At 66.0% G+C, this 19,789-nt stretch carries 15 protein-coding genes; 5 read left to right on the top strand and 10 right to left on the bottom strand.

The features are described 5' to 3' along the window. Window positions 1–393 precede the first annotated feature (393 nt). Genes GWK63_RS09055 through GWK63_RS09045 form a run of 3 tightly spaced genes read left to right on the top strand, consistent with a single transcriptional unit; the run spans window position 394 to window position 7,815 of the window. Window positions 394–2,364 (top strand): autotransporter assembly complex protein TamA, encoded by a 1,971-nt coding sequence (locus GWK63_RS09055; protein ID WP_172459718.1) that lies wholly within the window; start codon window positions 394–396, stop codon window positions 2,362–2,364. Next, the gene (locus GWK63_RS09050; protein WP_040000046.1) at window positions 2,364–6,566 is read left to right on the top strand and encodes a translocation/assembly module TamB domain-containing protein; all 4,203 of its coding nucleotides are present in this window, start codon (window positions 2,364–2,366) and stop codon (window positions 6,564–6,566) included. Before GWK63_RS09055 ends, GWK63_RS09050 begins: the two co-directional genes overlap by 1 nt. A gap of 49 nt (window positions 6,567–6,615) precedes the next feature. Beyond that, the gene (locus GWK63_RS09045; RefSeq protein WP_007400422.1) at window positions 6,616–7,815 is read left to right on the top strand and encodes an MFS transporter; all 1,200 of its coding nucleotides are present in this window, start codon (window positions 6,616–6,618) and stop codon (window positions 7,813–7,815) included. 66 nt (window positions 7,816–7,881) lie between these two features. On the opposite strand, the gene GWK63_RS09040 is transcribed toward GWK63_RS09045, so the two are convergent. Both GWK63_RS09040 and GWK63_RS09035 read right to left on the bottom strand, forming a co-directional pair. Continuing rightward, window positions 7,882–8,478, bottom strand: a complete 597-nt coding sequence (locus GWK63_RS09040; protein WP_034933682.1) for a CarD family transcriptional regulator — start codon at window positions 8,476–8,478, stop codon at window positions 7,882–7,884. A 58-nt stretch (window positions 8,479–8,536) separates the two neighbouring features. Beyond that, the gene (locus tag GWK63_RS09035; RefSeq protein ID WP_007400424.1) at window positions 8,537–9,412 is read right to left on the bottom strand and encodes a bestrophin family protein; all 876 of its coding nucleotides are present in this window, start codon (window positions 9,410–9,412) and stop codon (window positions 8,537–8,539) included. Window positions 9,413–9,653: 241 nt separating this feature from the next. Here GWK63_RS09035 and GWK63_RS09030 point away from each other — a divergent pair, with 241 nt between their 5' ends. Beyond that, a complete protein-coding gene (locus tag GWK63_RS09030; RefSeq protein WP_034933677.1) occupies window positions 9,654–10,769 on the top strand; it encodes an S-(hydroxymethyl)glutathione dehydrogenase/class III alcohol dehydrogenase in 1,116 nt (371 codons plus the stop codon). A 2-nt stretch (window positions 10,770–10,771) separates the two neighbouring features. Then, window positions 10,772–11,626, top strand: coding sequence for an S-formylglutathione hydrolase (fghA, locus tag GWK63_RS09025; RefSeq protein ID WP_007400427.1), 855 nt, complete (start codon window positions 10,772–10,774; stop codon window positions 11,624–11,626). A gap of 106 nt (window positions 11,627–11,732) precedes the next feature. Here fghA and GWK63_RS09020 read toward each other — a convergent pair whose 3' ends face one another. The 8 genes from GWK63_RS09020 to dxs all read right to left on the bottom strand — a co-directional run bounded on the left by GWK63_RS09020 (window position 11,733) and on the right by dxs (window position 19,789). Continuing rightward, window positions 11,733–12,152, bottom strand: a complete 420-nt coding sequence (locus tag GWK63_RS09020; RefSeq protein WP_007400428.1) for a secondary thiamine-phosphate synthase enzyme YjbQ — start codon at window positions 12,150–12,152, stop codon at window positions 11,733–11,735. A 19-nt stretch (window positions 12,153–12,171) separates the two neighbouring features. Further along, window positions 12,172–13,167, bottom strand: coding sequence for a tryptophan--tRNA ligase (gene trpS, locus GWK63_RS09015; RefSeq protein WP_007400429.1), 996 nt, complete (start codon window positions 13,165–13,167; stop codon window positions 12,172–12,174). Window positions 13,168–13,229: 62 nt separating this feature from the next. Beyond that, entirely contained in the window at window positions 13,230–13,718 is a 489-nt protein-coding gene (locus tag GWK63_RS09010; protein ID WP_040000047.1) for a c-type cytochrome, read from the bottom strand. 76 nt (window positions 13,719–13,794) lie between these two features. Beyond that, window positions 13,795–14,289: an FKBP-type peptidyl-prolyl cis-trans isomerase gene (locus GWK63_RS09005; RefSeq protein ID WP_007400431.1), complete on the bottom strand. Its 495-nt coding sequence runs from the start codon at window positions 14,287–14,289 to the stop codon at window positions 13,795–13,797. A 49-nt stretch (window positions 14,290–14,338) separates the two neighbouring features. After that, window positions 14,339–15,568: an argininosuccinate synthase gene (locus GWK63_RS09000; protein ID WP_007400432.1), complete on the bottom strand. Its 1,230-nt coding sequence runs from the start codon at window positions 15,566–15,568 to the stop codon at window positions 14,339–14,341. A gap of 116 nt (window positions 15,569–15,684) precedes the next feature. Then, window positions 15,685–16,923, bottom strand: a complete 1,239-nt coding sequence (gene rlmN, locus GWK63_RS08995; RefSeq protein ID WP_007400433.1) for a 23S rRNA (adenine(2503)-C(2))-methyltransferase RlmN — start codon at window positions 16,921–16,923, stop codon at window positions 15,685–15,687. 106 nt (window positions 16,924–17,029) lie between these two features. After that, window positions 17,030–17,773 carry a TlyA family RNA methyltransferase gene (locus GWK63_RS08990; protein WP_007400434.1) on the bottom strand — a complete coding sequence of 248 codons (744 nt, stop codon included), beginning with the start codon at window positions 17,771–17,773 and terminating at the stop codon, window positions 17,030–17,032. A gap of 24 nt (window positions 17,774–17,797) precedes the next feature. Continuing rightward, window positions 17,798–19,789, bottom strand: coding sequence for a 1-deoxy-D-xylulose-5-phosphate synthase (gene dxs, locus GWK63_RS08985; RefSeq protein WP_166498142.1), 1,992 nt, complete (start codon window positions 19,787–19,789; stop codon window positions 17,798–17,800).

Raw genomic sequence — 19,789 nt, 5'->3', positions numbered from 1 at the left:
ATCCTCAGGCAGCAGGGCGGGCCGATGCCCGCATGACGGGCGCAACACATCGTGGTTCGACTGCGCGCGGTCAAGTACCTTGCGACCGATATGCCTGGGAACACAGGGTCCGGCCATCAACGCTCCCGGTAGGTCACGGTGGGCTGCCGGGCGCGGCAACCCTTCCTGTCTGCCCCGATCATGCCCGGCGGAATCGGGGTGCTGTCAAGAAAAGAACGTCACGCTCGCGGCGGTTTGCAACACGGCCGGGCTGATTCCGGGCATCGATCCGCCATATTCGAAACTTATTAAGACCCGGACGTTAATATCGGTTTGATCGTGCATGCCGGGAATGGCAGATATCACACAGTGGGACAATAACCGCACGCGAGACAGGAACAGGGGCGGCACCGTTTGACACGATTGCGTCATCCACGCCGGGCAGGCGCCACCAGCGCGCGGGCCGGGCGCAGTGCCGGTTATGCAAGCCTGTGCGTGATCCTGACGGCCTTCGTGCCATGGGCGGCGGCACGGGCGGCCGACCCGCAGGAATATGTCACCACCCTGCGGCCCACCGGCAATGCCGATCTGGATGCGGCGCTGCGGGCTTCGTCCGACCTGCTTTCGCTGCAGAAGACCCAGGCCGTCAGCCCGTTTGCCCTGACCGGGCGCATCCATAACGACTATTCCCGCCTGATCAGCGCGCTGGAAAGCTATGGCTACTATGCGGGCGGCATAACCATCACCGTCACCGATGTGGACCCGAAGGCCGGCGCGGCAAAAGGTGCGGATACGGGCCATGACGGCCGCGACCCCGACCTGCCGGAATGGTTGCAGTCCATCCCCGCGGGCCGCAGGGCGCAGATTACCATCAGTGCCGCGCCGGGCAGCGTGTTCCGCATTGGCGTCGTGACCCTGCAACCCGATAAGGGCGACCCGCCGGTCCGGCTCAATGCCGATGAGGCCAAGGCCTTCGCGCTGGGCCATGGCGCGCCCGCGCAGGCCGATAACGTGCTGGCGGCCGGGGCCGCCCTGCAGGTGGCCCTGACGGAGGAAGGCTACGCCCTGGCCCATGTCGGTACGCCGCAGGCCTGGCTGCGGCCCGATACCCATACGCTGGATCTGGCCTATACTGTGCATCGTGGCCCGGTGGTCAATCTTGGCGCGTTTGACTTTGCCGGGCTGCAGCGCACGCACCCGGCCTATGTGGCGCGGCGCATGACCATTGCGCCGGGTGAGCTGTACCAGCCTTCGCGCATTGAACGCGCGCGTCAGGACATTGCCGCCACGGGCCTGTTTTCCGACGTGCAGGTCACCCATGGCGATACGCTGGCCAGTGACGGCACCATGCCGCTGGCCTTTGGCTTCCGTGAAGGCAAGCGCCACAGCGTGGGGGCGGAAGGCGGCTATTCCACTGACCTGGGCGGCCGCGCGGGCGTGACATGGACCCATAACAACCTGTTCGGCAATGCCGAGCGGCTGCGGCTTACCGCGCTGATTACCGGGCTGGGCGGCTCGGCGGAGCAGGGGCTGGGCTATGATTTCTATGCCGACCTGATGAAGCCCGATTTCGGCTCCCGCGAACAGAACCTGAGCGCGCGGCTGGAAGGCATCAAGCAGGAACTCTATTCCTACCGGCAGACGGCCCTTCTGGCGCGCATTGGCGTGGTGCGCCATGTCAACCGGCTGTGGAACGTGTCCTTTGGCGGCGAGATCGAGCAGGAACAGATCCAGCAGATGCGCGCCACCAACAGCTATTTCATCGTCTCCCTGCCACTGACCGCCAATTACGAGGGCACCGGGGTGGACAACCCCATCACCCCCGCGACCCACGGGGTGCGCGTGGGGGCCAGCATCACGCCATCGGCCTCACTGACCGACGGGACATCGTTCTTCGCCATCATGCAGGCCACCGTCTCGACCTATTTCGACCTGACCCATCTCGGCCTGTCGCGCCCCGGGCGCAGCGTGCTGGCATGGCGCGGGACCATCGGCAATGTGGAAGGGGCCTCGACCTTCGCCATCCCGCCCGACCAGCGGCTTTACGCCGGTGGGTCGGCCACGGTGCGTGGCTTCCGCTACCAGGGCGTTGGCCCCCAGTTCGCCAATACGCGCTATGCGGTGGGGGGCACGTCCATGGATGCGGGGTCATTTGAATACCGCCAGCGAATCCTGCAGAAATTCGGGGCCGTGGGGTTCATCGATGCAGGCCAGGTCACGGGGAACCATACACCCTTCCAGGGCACGGTACGCGTGGGTGCCGGGGCCGGGGCACGCTACTATACCCCCATCGGGCCGGTGCGGCTGGATGTGGCCGTGCCGATCAACCGCCCGGCAAAGGGCGACAAGTGGGAACTGTACGTGGGGCTGGGGGAGACATTCTGATGCCTGAACACACCCCCGCCACACCCGCGCGCGGGCGGCGCATCCTGCGGGGCGTGGCCCTGGCACTGGGCATTCCGGCCGGACTGGTGGCCGTGGCACTGGGCATGGTGCTGGTGGTGGCCAATACCGGGGCGGGCCAGCGCGCGATCGAACGCCGCCTGCCGGGGCTGACGGGCGGCAGCGTGCACCTGTCGGGGCTGGGGGGGCGCTTTCCCGATGCGCTGCGTGTCGCGCATCTGGAACTGGATGACTACAGGGGGGCCTGGCTGTCGATTGACGGGCTGCAGCTGGACTGGTCGCCGCTGCGGCTGCTGGGGCGGCGCGCGGTCATTGGCAACCTGTCCATGACGCGGCTGGCCATCCCGCGCCTGAGCGAGGAGGACCCGGCCCATCCCGCAAAAAAGACGCAGGACCAGGCAACGGGCAGCATCCACATGGGCATCGACATCCGCGCGGTGCATGTCGCAAGGATCGAGGTGGGGGCGGCCCTTGCCCGCGTGCCCGCCGTCTTCCGGCTGGAGGGGCATGCCAGCCTGGCCGACATCGCGCCGGTGCTGGACCATTTTTCCGTCGCCACCCTGCCGCCCGCCAATATCGCGCTGGACCTGACGCGGCTTGACCGCCCCGGCACGCTGGCGCTGGGTACCCGGCTGGAGCGGGGTCGCGTGGCGCTGGACCTGCGGGCGCATGAAGGGGCGGACGGGTTTGTTTCCACACTGAGCCGGATGCCGGCGCTGGCCCCGCTGGACCTGTCACTCAGCCTTGCTGGCCCGCGTGATGATACGCAGCTGGTCCTTGCGCTGGTCACGGGCGCGGTGCGGGCCAGCGCGAAGGGGCGGGTAGGTCTTGTCAGTCACCACATGGCGCTGGACGTGGCGGCCAGCAGCCCGGCCATGGTACTGGATGACACGACCGGCTGGCAGGGCGCGCGGCTTGCGGCCCATGTGGGTGGCACGATGGAACGCCCCACCGGCAATGGCACGCTGGATGTGGACCGCCTGACCAGCAATGGCGCGGGCTTTGGCGCGCTGCATCTGGTGGCCGAAGGGCTGAGCGGGCAGGGGGCGGGCCAGCCGGAACATGCATCCATTCACGCCACCCTTGGCGGCCTGCGCATTCCGGGCAGCCAGCCCGCGCTGTTCGCGGCCGATCCCGTCAGTCTTGACGTGCTGTGGCATCCCGATGACCGGGGCGGGCCGGTCGATCTCTCGCTTGCCCACCCGCTGGCGCGGCTGACGGGGCAGGTCCTGACCGCAGGCCCCGTGGCCGCCACCTTCCATGCCGACCTGCCCGCCCTGGCCCCGCTTGCGGCGGCCGGGGGCACGGACCTGCATGGCCATGCGGCGCTGGATGGGAGCGCCACGCTGCCCACGGCGGGGCAGGACGGGCGATTCGGTCTGGACGGCCACATCGCGCTGGATGGCGGCCTGCCCATTGCCGTGGGGCTGATAGGGGATACGGGCCACCTGAATGTTGCGGGCACCATCACGCCGGCGGCGGCCCATGGCGCGCGCACGCTGACCTTCACCACCCTGCTGGCGGAGGGAAAGACCCTGCACCTGGAGGCCGTGCCCACCCGGGTCGTGACCGGCGCACCGCTTGTGGTGGACGCCACCGCGCATCTGGCCCTGTCGGACCTGCATGTGCTGGCCCCCACGCTGAAGGGGCACCTGCAGGCCGACCTGCATGCGGCTGGCCCGGTAAATGACCTTGCCGCCAGCCTGGTTACGCAGGCCAGCCTTGCCGCCAGCAACACGGCGGCGGGTGACGTGCAGGCCAGCCTGACCATGGCGCACCTGCCGCAGGTCAGGCAGGGCGCGCTGGCCATTTCCGGCACGGTGGACCGCGCGCCCGTTCAGGTTGCCCTCCATCTGGACAGTAACGCCGATGGCAGCCGCCATCTCACCCTTGAACACCTGAACTGGAAAACCCTCGCCGGTCAGGCGGACATGACGCTGCCCGCGGGCCATCTCGTTCCCTCGGGCACGCTGGACCTGCACATGACCCGGCTGGCCGACCTGCGTGACCTGACCGGGCAGGACATGGCGGGCCACCTGTCCGCCACCCTGCACAGCACCAGCGCAACAGCGGATTCCCCCGCGGCACTTGCGGTGAACGTGGACAGCGCGCTGGCCGCCCCCATCGCACGCATCGACCGGCTGGTGCTCAGGGGCAGGGTGCTGGACCCGGTGGGAACGACCCCCACCAGTGATCTGGACCTGGTGGTGGACAACGCCCGTTTCCGTGACATGAGCGCGCATGCCCATGTCACGGCAAAGGGGCCGACCTCGGCGCTGAACGTGGGCGCACAGGCCGGGCTTGATACGCCATGGACCGGTGCCGCCACCCTTGATACCGCGCTGCAGGCCAACATTCCCGCAGGCAGCATTGCCGTGCACCGGCTGGTGGCCGAGGCCCGGCGTGAACAGATCCGGCTGGATGCGCCGGTCAGCGTGACCTATGGCAAGGAGATCGCCCTTGACCACCTGCGCCTGAGCGTGACCCCGCCCAGCGGGCAGGCGGGCAGCGTGGAGGCGGGCGGGAAGATCCGGCCCGCGCTGGACCTGCATGCAACGCTGGCCCATCTTTCGCCCGATCTGGTGGCGCCGTTCATGCCATCGCTGCACGCGCAGGGCCAGCTTTCGGCGGAGGCCCGGCTGACCGGCACGCTTGACCGCCCTTCGGGCCGGATCAGCGTGAATGGCACGGGCCTGAAATACCATACGGATTATACGGCGGCCCTGGCCCCCGCATCGCTGGACGCAACCGCCACCCTGAATTCGGGTGTGGCGCGGGTGGATGCAAGGCTGGAGGCCGGCACGCAGATCAACCTTGGGTTGCATGGCACGGCGCCAGTCAGCAGGGCCGGGCAGATCACGCTGCAGGCGGATGGCAATGTGGACCTTGCCGTGGCCAATGCCTATCTGGGCGCGCAGGGCATGCAGGCGGGCGGCATGCTGCAGATGAACGTGGGCGTGCGGGGCACCCCCGCCCAGCCCCGGCTTGGTGGCACGCTGACGCTGGCCAACGGGTTGTTCCATGATTTTGGGGAGGGGATACAGCTTTCCGCCGTGCATGGCACGGTCAACGCGGTGGGGGACCGGCTGGTCATTGCCGACCTTGTGGCGCAGGCGGGCAAGGGCAGCATCAATGCCTCGGGCAGCTATGGCGTGCTGGAGCCGGGCCAGCCGATTGACCTGCATGTCCATGCCGACAGTGCCCGCCCGCTGGCCAGCGACCTGATCACCACCACCCTGAATGGCGATCTGGACATAAAGGGCCAGCTTGCCAGCCGCATTGACGCCACGGGGACCATCACGCTCAAGCGGGTGGACATCAACATTCCCGACTCCCTGCCCACTTCGGTCGCCCACCTGGACGTGATCCGCCCCGGTGATGAGGCCGCCATGGAAAAGGCCGCCCATGTCTCGCCGCTGGTGGTGGGGCTGGGGCTGGACGTTACCTCGCCGGGGCAGTTCTATGTGCGTGGCCATGGGCTGAATACCGAAATGCATGGCCATATCCACGCCGGCGGCACCGCCACGGCCCCCGTGGTGACGGGCGGCTTCTCGCTGGTCAAGGGCGGGTTTTCACTGGGCGGCATCTCGCTGGACTTCAGCAAGGGGCAGGTCGGCTTCAACGGCGTGGGTGTTACCCACAAGATCGACCCGACGCTGGATTTCGTGGCCGAGCGCAGCACGAATGACGGCACGGCGCGGCTGAACGTGGGCGGTTACGCCAGCGCGCCCAAGATCACCTTTTCCTCCACCCCGCCGCTGTCACAGGACCAGATCCTGGCGATCCTTCTGTTCGGCACGGATACGCAGTCGCTTTCCCCCACGCAGATGGCATCCATCGCGGCGGCGGTCGCGACATTGAGCGGCGGCTCCGCCTTCGATCCGCTGGGCATGGTGCGCAAGACGCTGCATCTGGACCGGTTGCAGATGAGCAGTTCCTCCAACGGGTCGGGGGGGAACGACACGGGTGCGATCGAGGCGGGGAAATACGTCATGCGCCGTGTGTATGTAGGCGCCAAGCAGGCTACATCCGGCTCCGGCACGCAGGCACAGGTGCAGGTGGACCTGACCAGGCGGCTCAAGCTCAACACCACCGTTGGTACAGGCGGCAACGTGACGGGCTTTACCACGCCGGAAAACGATCCGGGGAGCAGTATTGGCCTACTCTACCAGTTCAGATACTGATAGGCCCCGATTCCCGTCCTCCACTGGCCAGAGGCCCCAGGTTTCCATCATGACCGTTCATTCTACGGTGCGCACGACTCGCCTTGTCCCCATCATGCTGGCCATTGCCAGCGGCATGCTTGCCATGGGGCTGGCGCTGCCCGCGCTGCCGCTGGAACTGCAGGCGCGATTCGGCTGCGGGACCACTGTTATCGGCCTGGTGATGGGCCTGCAGTCGGCGGCCACGCTGCTTTCACGCCCCTGGGCGGGGCGGATGGCGGACAGGCGCAGCGGGCGCGATACCCTGCTGGCGGGGCTGGGATGGACCGCGTGTTCGGGGCTGGCCTATGTGGTGGCGCTCCTGCCCGTGCTGCCGCCGCCCGCGCAGCAGGCCATGATCATGCTGGGGCGTGTTGCCATGGGGCTGGGCGAAGGGCTGATGGTGACGGGGGGCGGCATATGGGCGGTTGCCATCGCGGGCCGGGAGCGGGCCGGGGCCGCCATGTCATGGGTCGGGCTTGCCATCTTTGCCGGGCTGGGCGTGGGTACGGCGGTTGGCGGCATGATCCAGGCACAGGCCGGATTCATGGTGCTCTGCCTGGTGGCCATTGCCCTGCCCGTATCGGGCATGGTGCTGACGGTGTGTCAGTCCGCGCCGCCCCGCCTGCATGATGGCAGCCATGCGGGCGTACGGTGGAAGGACCTGATCGGCCATACCTGGGCATGGGGCCTGACGCTGGGCCTGTCCGCCGTGGGGTTTGCCGCCATCTCGTCCTTCCTGGTCATCTGCTACGCCGCGCGGGGGTGGCAGGGCAGTGGCTGGGCGCTGGCCGCCTTCGGCCTTGGCCATGTGGTGGCCCGGCTGGCAGGCAGCCGCCATGTCGACCGCCATGACGTGCGGCCCATGGTGGGCGCGATCATGCTGACGGAAGCGGCGGGGCTGGCCCTGATCTGGCTGGCGCCGGGGCCGGCATGGAGCACGCTGGGCAGTTTCCTGAGCGGGCTGGGGTTCTCGCTCACCTATCCGCTGCTGGCCATGCCGGTGCTGCGGCAGGTGCCGCCTGCGGCGGCGGGTTCGGCCATCGGGCTGTTCGATGTGTTCTTTGATATCGCGGCCGGTTCCGGCGCGGTGCTGTCGGGGCTGCTGGCCGGGGTGGCGGGGCCGGGCAGTCCCTTTGCCATGGCCATGCTGGCGGCGCTGGCGGGCAGTGTGATGATGCTGGTGCTGCGCAATCCGCAGGCGGAGGGGACGACAGCACCCGGACCATAGCAGAACCGCCGGCACGGGGGCCGGCGGCGGGTATGGGGTGGGAGAAAACCGCGAAAAGGCGCCGTGTCAGGCCGCCTTCATGACTTCGGTCAGCTTTTCCAGCACTTCGGTGGGGTCCTTGCCTTCCAGCACGGCCACCTCGGCCACGAAACGTTCCTGTGCCGCCTCGAACAGCTTGCGCTCGCTGAAGCTGCCGTCAAGGCTGTCCACATTGCGGCGCAGGTCGCGCAGCACCTCGGCAATCTGCACCAGGTCGCCCGAATTGATCTTTTCCTGATAGGCCACGGCGCGGCGCGCCCACATGCCACGGCTGACATGGGGCTTGCCCTTGATGATGGCCATGGCCTTATCCACGATCTCGCGTGAGACGATCTTGCGCAGGCCCGACTTGCGCGCCTTCGACAGCGGGATGCGCAGGGTCATCTGGTTGCCGGGGAAGGAGATCTGGATCATCTCCAGCTTCGTCCCGGCGATTTCGTCAACCCCGATCCGGTCGACACGCCCGACGCCATGCGCCGCATACACGATGGCGTCGCCCTCGCGGAAGGGGTCCTCGTCCTTTACAGCCTTGCTGGACTTTGCCTCGGCTGCCGTGGTCGCTGCGGCCGTGCGCGCCATTGCATCGGTCACAGTGCCTTTCTGGGTGGTTCTGAACATGCTCATGCCACCCGTATAGCACGGATTCCCGCTGCTGTCTTGGCCCCTTGCGGCGCTGGCGGGTTCAGCCCTGTATGCCTTTTACCGGGGCCAGCGGCGGCGGGGCGGGCAGCCCGCAGGACTGGAGCAGGTCGATCTCGATCGTGCGCGAGATGGTGAGCATGGGCATGCCATGCGGCGTTGCGCCAAAGGGGTCCTGCAGGTCGCTGCCGATCTTGTCCAGCGCCACGAACAGAAGCCCCACCAGCGATGATCCCAGCGGGGTGATCCACCCCAGCGTCTGCACCATGGAAAGCGGCAGGATGATGCAGAACACGGCCGCCACCACCTTTGGCAGGACCGAGAACTGGATGGCAAGCGGCGTGTTGCGGATGCGCTCAAGCCCGCCCTGTGCGTTGCTCATGTCCGACAGGATGCGGTCGATCTGGCCCTGCAGCGCGCCGTCTATGCCCAGCCTGCGGGCTTCCGCGTCCACCCGCAGCCCGATCTGGAACAGGATGGCGGCGGGAATGTTGGCCTTGCCTGCCACGCCCGGCTTCATGGAATCGGGCAGCAGGCGGTTGATGTCGGCACTGGCGTCCAGCCGCCCCAGCGCGCCGCGCAGGGCATAAGGATAGGCCGCCATGGCACGCGCAAGGTCGGGGCAGCCACGCAGGATCGTGCCCGCCTGCCGGGCGAAGGAGCGGCTGTTGTTGGTCACCGCCCCCCACAGGGTGCGGCCTTCCCACCAGCGGTTATAGGCGGTGTTGTTGCGGAAACTCATGAACAGGACCAGCGCCGAGCCGATGAGCGAGACGGGCAGGGTGGGCTGTTCCATCCATTCCTGATGGAAGACCTGGAACATGACCACCACCACGATGTCCCACGCGCACAGCAGCACCAGCGACAGCAGGCTCTCGCGCATCAGGATCCACAAACCAATTCTGCGATTGATGACCATATGGGCTTCCCGGCATGGTTGAAGACTGCGGGGTGCTCCAGGCATCCCCACTGCCCGCGCTTAACACATACGGGGGTGCCTGCGGCACCACGGTGTGGCGCGTGGCATCTTTTGTCACTGAAATGTTCCCGAAGGGTAAAGCCGCACGCAACATTGACGCCGTGGCCGATGATGCCCTTAATCGTTTCAGATTGGATACGGGCTTCATGCCCGCAACCGGATGCAAGGAAAAGAACTGGTCATGGATGTAAGGGCAGCCGTTGCCTTCGAGGCAGGCAAACCGCTGGAAATCGAAACCGTGCAGCTTGAAGGCCCGCGTGAGGGCGAGGTGCTGGTGGAAATCAAGGCAACCGGCCTGTGTCATACGGACAAATTCACCCTGTCCGGCGCCGACCCGGAGGGACTGTTTCCCGCCATTCTGGGCCATGAGGGCGCGGGTGTGGTGGTGGAAGTGGGCGCGGGTGTCAGGCATCTCAGGCCCGGTGACCACGTGATTCCGCTCTATACGCCGGAATGCCGGGAGTGTAAGTCCTGCCTGTCACGCAAGACCAACCTGTGCACGGCCATCCGCTCGACACAGGGCAGGGGGGTGATGCCCGATGGTACGTCGCGCTTTTCGTTCAGGGGGCAGCCGATCCATCACTACATGGGCTGCTCGACATTCGCCAACTACACGGTCCTGCCCGAAATCGCGCTGGCCAAGATCCGGCCCGACGCACCGTTTGACAAGGTGTTCTACATCGGCTGCGGCGTGACCACCGGCATCGGCGCCGTGCTGTTCACCGCCAAGGTCGAGGCGGGCAGCACGGTGGCCGTGTTCGGGCTGGGGGGCATCGGGCTGAATGTCATACAGGGGGCGAAGATGGTCGGCGCCGAGCGGATCATCGGCGTGGACATCAATCCCGCGCGTGAGGGCATTGCCCGCCAGTTCGGCATGACCGATTTCGTCAACCCCAGAGACCTTGGCCCCGATGGCGACCTGGTCGGCCACCTGGTGGAGATGACCGGCGGCGGCGTTGACTATTCGTTCGAATGCGTGGGCAATCCCACCCTCATGCGTCAGGCGCTGGAATGCGCGCATCGCGGCTGGGGGGTCTCCACCATCATCGGTGTGGCAGGCGCCGGGCAGGAAATCAGCACGCGCCCGTTCCAGCTGGTAACCGGGCGACGGTGGATCGGCTCGGCCTTCGGTGGCGCGCGCGGGCGCACGGATGTGCCGCGCATCGTGGACTGGTTCATGGAAAACCGCATCGACATCGACAGCCTGATCACCCACAAGCTGCCGCTTGAGCGCATCAACGAAGGCTTCGACATGATGGCGAAAGGCGAGAGCATCCGCACGGTTGTCGAGTTCTGACCATGGGCAGGATCACGACCCTTGAGGAACATGCCTGCTGTGGCGGCCGCATAGGCTTCTACAGCCATGCTTCCGACAGTCTGGGGCTGGAAGCGCGGTTTGGCGTGTTCCTGCCCCCCCGGGCGCTGGCGGGGGAGCGCGTGCCCGTCGTGCATGTGCTGGCGGGGCTGACCTGCACGCAGGAAACCTTCCTGATCAAGTCAAATGCCGTGCGTTTTGCCGCCCGCCACGGCCTTGCGCTGGTTGCGCCCGATACCTCGCCACGCGGGGCCGGTGTGGCGGGCGAGGATGATGCCTATGACCTGGGCACGGGGGCCGGTTTCTATCTGGACGCCACGACCCCCGCATGGCGCAGGCATTACCGCATGGGCACCTATGTCAGTCAGGAACTGCCGGAGCTGACACAGGCGCATTTTGCCATTGATGGCGCGCGGCGGGGCATCATGGGGCATTCCATGGGCGGGCACGGGGCGCTGGTGCATGCCCTGCGCGCGCCGCAGGCGTGGAAGTCGGTCTCGGCCTTCGCGCCCATCTGTCACCCTGCCACCGTGCCGTGGGGGGAGAAGGCCTTTGCGGCCTATCTGGGGTCCGATCGCGCCACATGGGCGCGGCATGACGCGACCCTGCTGCTGGAAGCGGGCCATACCCACCCCACCGAAATTCTGGTGGATCAGGGGGAAAGCGACAAGTTCCTGCATGACCAGCTCAAGCCCGAACTGCTGGCGGCGGCGGCACGGCAGGCGGGGCAGGAGCTGCGCCTGCGCCTGCATGCGGGCTATGACCATTCCTACTGGTTCATCCAGTCGTTCATTGCCGATCATATCGACCATCACAGCGCCGTGCTCAACGCGCTGTAAGAAAAGCAGAAGGTTTTCCTGAAGCTTTTTGCAAAGAGCTTCAGGGAATGCCGCCTTTTTGGGAAAAGGCGGCACCCAAAAACTTTTGTTATTTTTTATCAGCCTGTCATGTGCCGATCAGATGCAGCACGATCTCGCGCCGGTGGGGGCGGCTGCGGTGTTCAAACAGGTAAAGCCCCTGCCACAGGCCCAGCACCGGGCAGCCGCCCGATACCGGGATGGAGAGCTGGGTATTGGTCAGCATGGCGCGCAGGTGGGCGGGCATGTCGTCCGGGCCTTCATCGTCATGGATGTAGCGGCCGGGCTGTTCGGGCACCAGGGTTTCAAAATAGCGTTCTATGTCCACCCGCACCGTGGGGTCGGCATTTTCCTGCACGCATAGCGATGCGGAAGTGTGGCGGCACCACAGGGTCAGCAGGCCGGTTTCAATCCCGGTGCCTGCCACCCAGTCCAGTACGGCCCGGTCGATCGGGACCAGCCCCTTGCCCCGGGTACTGACATGCAGGCTGTGCAGTTCCTGGCGCATGGGGCTGTCCTTTCGTGGTTTATTTCAGGAAGCCGATCAGCGCTTCCGCTTCCGATACAATGGGTTCGGCAATGGTGCGGGCACGGCTGGCACCCGCGCGCAGCGTGTCGCACAGGAAGCCCGGCTCGCGCAGCAGGCGCTCGGTCTCGGCGGCGATCGGGGCGACCGTGCCCACCAGTACCGCTGTCAGCGCTTCCTTGAACGGGCCAAAACCCTGCCCGCCAAACTCGGACAGCACCTGGGCCACCGTGCGCCCCGACAGCGTGGCGTATATGGTCACCAGATTGCGGGCCTCGGGCCGGTTTTCAAGCCCTGCCTCTTCAGAGGGCAGCGGTTCGGAATCGGTCTTGGCACGGCGGATCTTGCTGGCGATGGCATCGGCATCATCCGTCATCTCGATCCGGCTCTGGGCGGAGGGATCGGATTTGGACATCTTCTTGCCGCCATCGCGCAGGCTCATGATGCGCGCGCCCTGCGGCGGGATCAGGGCCTCGACCTGCGGGAAGAATTCGGTCCCGTAATCATGGTTGAATTTCTGGGCGATGTCGTTGGTCAGTTCCAGATGCTGCTTCTGGTCATCGCCCACCGGAACCACCGTGGCCTTGTAGGCCAGGATATCGGCCGCCATCAGGTCGGGATAGACGTACAGGCCCGCGGAATGCTTCTCCCGGTCCTTGCCTGCCTTGTCCTTGAACTGCGTCATGCGGTTGAGCCAGCCAAGGCGGGCGACACAGTTGAAGATCCACCCCAGCCGCGCATGCGCGCTGACGGCGGACTGGTTGAACAGGATATGCCGCTCGACATCAATGCCCGATGCCAGCAGGACGGCGGTCTGCGCCAGGGTCTGCTGGCGCAGGGTGGCGGGTTCCTGCCATGTGGTGATGGCGTGCATGTCCACCAGGCAGAAAATGCATTCATGGTCACGCTGCAGCGCGACCCAGTTGCGTATCGCACCCAGGTAATTGCCAAGCTGGGGGATACCGGTCGGCTGAATGCCGGAAAACAGGCGTTGCATGGAAGTATTTTCCGTTTTTTTACCCCGGCAGGTCAAGCTGCCGGGTGGTCGGGGCAAGGTGATCAGGGCAGGGGATGGGCCGCATCAAGGTGGCGGCGTTCCTCCGCCACCATGGAGGTGGTCAGCGGATGGGCGCGTTCGGCCGCGATTTCCCCGGCTGTAAAGACCGGGACGGGACGCGTGTCCCCCCGTGTGGCGAGATAGCTCAGGATGGAGGCGATTTCCTCATCCGACAGATGGGCGCGGAAGGGCGGCATGGAGAAGTTGTAGTGCACGCCATCGATTTCCAGCGGCCCGTTCAGCCCGTTCAGCAGCACATGCATGAGGTAGCGCTTGCCCTCGGGCGTTGCGGCAATCCGGTCCACCCGGCCCGATATGGGGGGGATCTCGCCCTTCATGCCTTCGCCGCCATGATGGCAGATGCCGCAATTGGTGCGGTAGCGCGCATAGCCATGCTGCCCGTAGCGCGTGCAGGCGGCCAGCAGGACCGCGGCACTGGCCATGCAGGTCAGGCGCAGTGCGGACGCCATGCGCCCGGTCACAATTTTCATGTCCGTTTTCGCTTCCCGTGTGCCTGAATGGTAAAAAAGCCATTCACCCGGCGGATGAATGGCTTTTTTCCAGGTCCTAGTGGCCGCTGGGGGAAACACCCAGAAGCTGTATCTTGAAAATGAGCGGGCTGTCGGGCTGGATGATGCCCATGGATTTATGCCCGTAACCCAGTTCGGGCGGCACGTACAGCATCCACGTATCGCCCACATGCATCATGGGCACGGCTTCCTGCCAGCCCTTGATCACCATTTCCAGTGGCATCTGCATATACGCGCCATGGCCGTGCTGGTCGGAGCTGTCAAAGATGCCACCATCGGGCAGGCGGCCTTCATAGATCACCATCACGCTGTCGTTGATGGTAGGCTGCGCGCCATCCTTGGGGCCGGATTTCAGCACCTTGTAGGCCAGCCCGTCGGGCAGCGTCTGGACCCCGGGCTGCTTGCGCACGTTGTCCATGAACTGGGCCGGGGTCAGTTCCGGCTGGTCATCCTTGTTTCCCCCGCATGCCACAAGCGGCAGTGCCACCGCGGTTGCGGCAAGAAGGGGAATGACACGGGAAAAGCGTTTCATGACACCTCGGCAGGTTGTTGCAAAAGTATGAAGGACCACAGCTTGAAGGTCAGAGCGCACCACCGCGGCGGCCAATCTTGGCCCCCAGCCGCAGGCGCAGTGCATTCAGGTTGATGAAGCCCTGCGCATCGGCCTGGTTGTAGGCCCCTTCGTCATCCTCGAACGTCACGACGCGGGTATCATACAGGCTGTTGGGGCTTTCACGGCCAACGCAGATCACATTGCCCTTGTACAGCTTCAGCCGCACGCGGCCGGTTACCGAATGCTGGCTCTGGTCGATCAGGGCCTGCAGCATGCGGCGCTCGGGGGAGAACCACAGGCCGTTATAGATGATCTCGGCATAGCGCGGCATCAGACTGTCCTTGAGATGCATGGCCTCGCGGTCAAGCGTGATGCTCTCGATGCTGCGGTGCGCGGTCAGCAGGATCGTGCCGCCCGGCGTTTCGTAAATACCGCGCGACTTCATGCCCACAAAGCGGTTTTCCACCAGGTCCAGACGCCCGATGCCGTTGTCGCGGCCCAGTTCGTTCAGGCGGGTAAGCAGTGTTGCGGGCGACATGGCCACGCCATTGATCGCCACCGGGTCGCCCGATACGAAATCGATGGTGATTTCGGTGGCCTTGTCCGGTGCTGCTTCGGGCGAGATGGTGCGCTGGAACACGATTTCCTCCGGCCCTACCGCCGGGTCTTCCAGCAGCTTGCCTTCGGAGGAGGAGTGCAGCAGGTTCGCATCAACCGAGAACGGGGCTTCCCCGCGCTTGTCCTTCGCGATGGGGATCTGGTGTTCCTCGGCAAAGGCCAGCAGGCGGGTGCGCGATGTCAGGTCCCATTCACGCCAGGGCGCGATGACCGTGATATCGGGCTTGAGCGCGTAATAGGCCAGCTCAAAACGCACCTGGTCATTGCCCTTGCCGGTGGCGCCGTGGGCCACGGCGTCGGCGCCGACCTGTTCGGCAATCTCGATCTGGCGCTGGGCGATCAGGGGGCGCGCGATGGACGTGCCCAGCAGGTACTGCCCCTCGTACAGCGCGTTGGCGCGGAACATGGGGAAGACGAAGTCCTTGACGAAGGTCTCGCGCAGGTCCTCGACAAAGATTTCCTTTACGCCGAACATCTCGGCCTTGCGGCGGGCGGGTTCCAGTTCCTCGCCCTGACCGAGATCGGCCGTAAACGTCACGACCTCGCAATTATAGGTGGTCTGCAACCAGCGCAGAATCACTGAAGTATCAAGACCGCCCGAATATGCGAGCACGACCTTCTTGACATCCCTGGCGGCCATGGGAGAACGCTCCTGTCGATAAAACTTTTGACGCGACTTTGCCGGGTCAACCGGCGGCCTGTCCTCCTAGCATCCCACGGCGCGGGCGACCAGAAGTGATGGGCGGAATTTTAAGCTCACTCTACGGCATCGGCCGGCGCATCGGGGCGGCTGGCGCGGCGCAGGCGCTGGCTTTCGGTGCGCAGCTGCCCGCACGCGGCCAGGATGTCGCGCCCGCGCGGCATGCGGATGGGGGAGGCAAAGCCCGCATCCATCACGATATTCGCAAACCGTTCAAGCTGTTCGCGCGTGGAGGGGCGGTAGCTGCTGCCCGGCCACGGGTTGAACGGGATCAGGTTGACCTTGGCCGGTATGCCCGAAATCAGGCGCACCAGTTCACGCGCATCGGCCTCGCTGTCATTGATGCCGCGCAGCATGATGTATTCAAACGTGATGCGGCGGGCATTGCTGGCGGCAGGGTAGCGGCGGCAGGCGGCAATGACGTCCCTGATGGGATATTTGCGGTTCAGCGGCACGATCTCGTCACGCAGGTCATCGCGCACCGCGTGCAGCGACACCGCCAGGTTGATGCCAAGCTCCGCCCCGCACTGGTCCATCATCGGCACCACGCCGGAGGTGGAGAGCGTGATGCGCCGGCGTGAAAGCCCGATGCCCTCGCCATCCATGATGATGCGCATGGCCTTGGCCACGTTGTCGTAATTGTACAGCGGCTCCCCCATGCCCATCAGCACGATGGTGGACAGAAGGCGCGGCGTGTCGCCCTTGGGGCTGGGCCATTCGCCATAGCTGTCGCGCGCGGCCATGAACTGGCCCACGATCTCGGCCGCCCCCAGATTGCGCACCAGCGCCTGCGTACCGGTATGGCAGAAGGTGCAGGACAGCGTGCACCCCACCTGCGAGGATATGCACACCGCCCCCCGGTCTTCCTGCCGGTCGGGGATGTAGACGGTCTCCGCCTCCTGCCCGTCACGGAAGCGGAAGAGGAATTTGCGCGTGGAATCCTGTGATGTCTGTTCGGTCACCACGCCGGGTCGCCCCACCACGAAACGCTCGGCCAGCTTTTCCTGCAACGGGCGCGCGATCGAACTCATGCGTGAGAAGTCGGTGGCGCCCTGATGGTAGATCCAGTGCCACAACTGCTTGGTGCGGAATGGCTTTTCGCCAATCTCGACCATGATGTCCGTCAGTTCCTCACGCGACAGGCCAACCAGGTCACGCCTGCCATCGGGCATGGCGGCCGTGGGGGGCGCGAACTGGGCCGACTTGGCCCGGATGCGCGCGCGTTCCTCATCATTAAGGAGGGTGGCCGCCGTCCCGTCACGTGAGCGGGAAGGGGAGGGGGCTGCGGAGGACATACCGGTGCTGCCTATGTTCTTCATGTCGTTCAAAGGGGGAAGGGGCGTTGCCAGCCGCTCCGTCCTGCCTGTGTATCACAGCGCGGGCAGGGGATGCGACTGCCGATCACCCGTCCCTGCGGGCGGCGATCAGGAATTCCCGGTTGCCTTCCGGCCCGGTGATGGGACTGGGGTCTATGCCCAGCACGGTCCAGCCGGGCAGCTCCGCCCACCATTGGCGGATCATCTCGCACACGGCCTCATGCACCGCCGGGTCGCGTACCACGCCCTTCGCCCCCACGGCGTCACGCCCGGCCTCGAACTGCGGCTTGATCAGCGCGATGGCCCACGCGCCCGGTACGCACAGGTCCAGCCCTGCGGGCAGGACGGTACGCAGGCCGATGAAGCTTGCGTCACAGACCAGCGCGCCGATCGGGTCGGGGATGAGGGTGGTGTCCAGCGCGCGCGCATTGCACTTTTCCAGCACTACGACCTGTTCGGTATTGCTGCGCAGCTTCCAGGCAAGCTGGCCGTGGCCCACATCCACCGCATAGACCTTCGCGGCGCCTTCATGCAGCAGCACATCGGTAAAGCCGCCGGTCGAGGCCCCGACATCAAGACAGGTCAGGCCCGCTGGCGAGAGGCCGAAATGCTCCAGCCCATGCGCCAGCTTGATCCCCCCGCGTGAGACCCACGGATGGTCCTGCCCCTTGAGCGTAAGCGGCGTGTCCTCGGCAATCTGTTCGCCCGCCTTGGCAATGCGCCGGTCCGGTGTGTGGACCAGCCCCGCCATGATAAGCGCCTGTGCCCGGGTGCGGGTTTCCACCAGCCCCCGGTCCACCAGCATCTGGTCAACGCGACGTTTTGCCATGAGCGCTACCGGCCCCGGATGTGCTCAGGCCATCTGCCGCGACTGCGGCAGGCCAAGGGCGGACAGGGCCGTCTTTACGATCGATGCCGCATCCAGCCCTGCCTCGATATACTGGGCATCCTGCGTGTTATGATCGATGAAGCGGTCGGGCAGGGTCATGGGGCGGAAGCGCACGCGGTCGAGCAGTCCGGTCCTGGCCAGATGGGTCATGACAAAGCTTGCGAACCCGCCGACCGAGCCTTCCTCGATGGTGATCAGCACCGCATGGTTGCGTGCCAGCTGCTCGACCAGCGCGGTGTCGATCGGCTTGGCGAAGCGGGCATCGGCCACGGTGGGGGACAGGCCGTGGGCGGCCAGCATGTCGGCGGCCTTCAGCGCGTGTTCCAGCCTTGGCCCGAGCGAGAGGATGGCAATGCCGCCCTGTTCCGGCCCGGACTGGCGCGCCATCTCGCGCACGATTCGCCCGCGCCCGATTTCCAGCACCTCGCCCGCCGCCGGAAGCGCCAGCCCCAGCCCCGCGCCACGCGGGTAGCGCAGGCCGATCGGGCCTTCGTCAAACGCGATGGCGGTGGCTGTCATGTGCATCAGTTCCACCTCGGTGCTGGGCGCCATCAGCGTGATGCCCGGCAGGCAGCCCAGGTAGGCGATGTCGAACGACCCGGCATGCGTCGCGCCATCGGCGCCCACCAGCCCCGCGCGGTCGATGGCGAAGCGCACCGGCAGCTTCTGCAGCACCACGTCATGCATCACCTGGTCATAGGCGCGCTGCAGGAAGGAGGAATAGATGGCGCAGAACGGGCGCAGCCCCTCGGTCGCCATGCCGGCGGCAAAGGTCACGGCATGCTGTTCGGCAATGCCTACGTCAAAGAAGCGGTCGGGATAGGCCTTGGCAAACTTGTCCAGCCCGGTGCCCGACGGCATGGCGGCGGTAATCGTGACGATCTTGTCATCCGTCGCGGCCTGGCGCACCAGTTCCTTCGCAAAGACCGAGGTGTAGCTGGGCGGGCCGGACGGGCCTTTCTTCTGCTCACCGGTCACGACATTGAACTTGGAAACGGCGTGATACTTGTCCCCCGCCGATTCGGCAGGCTTGTAGCCGTGGCCCTTCTCGGTAATCACGTGCAGCAGCACGGGGCCGACATCCTCGGCATCGCGCAGGTTGCGCAGGATGTGGACCAGCTGGTTCATGTCGTGGCCATCCACGGGGCCGACATAATAGAAGCCCAGTTCCTCGAACAGCGTGCCGCCGGTCATGATGCCGCGCGCGTATTCATCCGCCTTCTTGGCCGTGCGCTCCAGCCGGCCGGGCAGGCGCTTGGCCATCTTGGCGGCGAGTTCACGCAACGACAGGAACTTGCGCGAGGACATCAGCCGCGAGAGATAGCTCGACATCGCGCCCACCGGGGGAGCGATCGACATCTCGTTATCGTTGAGCACCACGATCAGGCGTTCCGCACCCGGCCCGCAATGGGAGGCATTGTTCATCGCCTCATACGCCATGCCGGCCGAGATCGAGCCATCGCCGATCACGGCAATCACGTTGCGCTCGCGGTAGGAGGGGTCTTCCTCCGCGCGCAGGTGATGGGCCACGGCCATGCCAAGGCCCGCCGAGATGGAGGTGGAGGAATGCGCCGCCCCAAACGGGTCGTATTCGCTCTCGCTGCGCCGGGTGAAGCCCGACAGCCCGCCCGGCTGGCGCAGGGTGCGGATGCGCTCGCGCCGCCCGGTCAGGATCTTGTGCGGGTAGGCCTGGTGGCCCACATCCCAGATCACGCGGTCATCGGGGGTGTCGAACACGGCATGCAGCGCCACGGTCAGTTCCACCACGCCCAGCGAGGCCCCGAGATGGCCGCCGGTGGTGGAGACGGCATCAATCGTCTCGGAGCGCAGTTCATCCGCCAGCTGCCTGAGCTGCTCCACCGAAAGGTTGCGCAGGTCATGGGGGGCCCGCACACGGTCAAGCTGCGGGTAGCGACCAAGGGTGGGAATCGCGTTGGGCGTGTTGCTCTCGCTCAT

This window comes from Komagataeibacter rhaeticus, assembly GCF_011611525.1.
GTDB classification, from domain to species: Bacteria; Pseudomonadota; Alphaproteobacteria; order Acetobacterales; family Acetobacteraceae; genus Komagataeibacter; species Komagataeibacter rhaeticus.
Note: the sequence above shows the minus strand (reverse complement) of the source record. Positions and strands in the feature narration are given on the sequence as shown.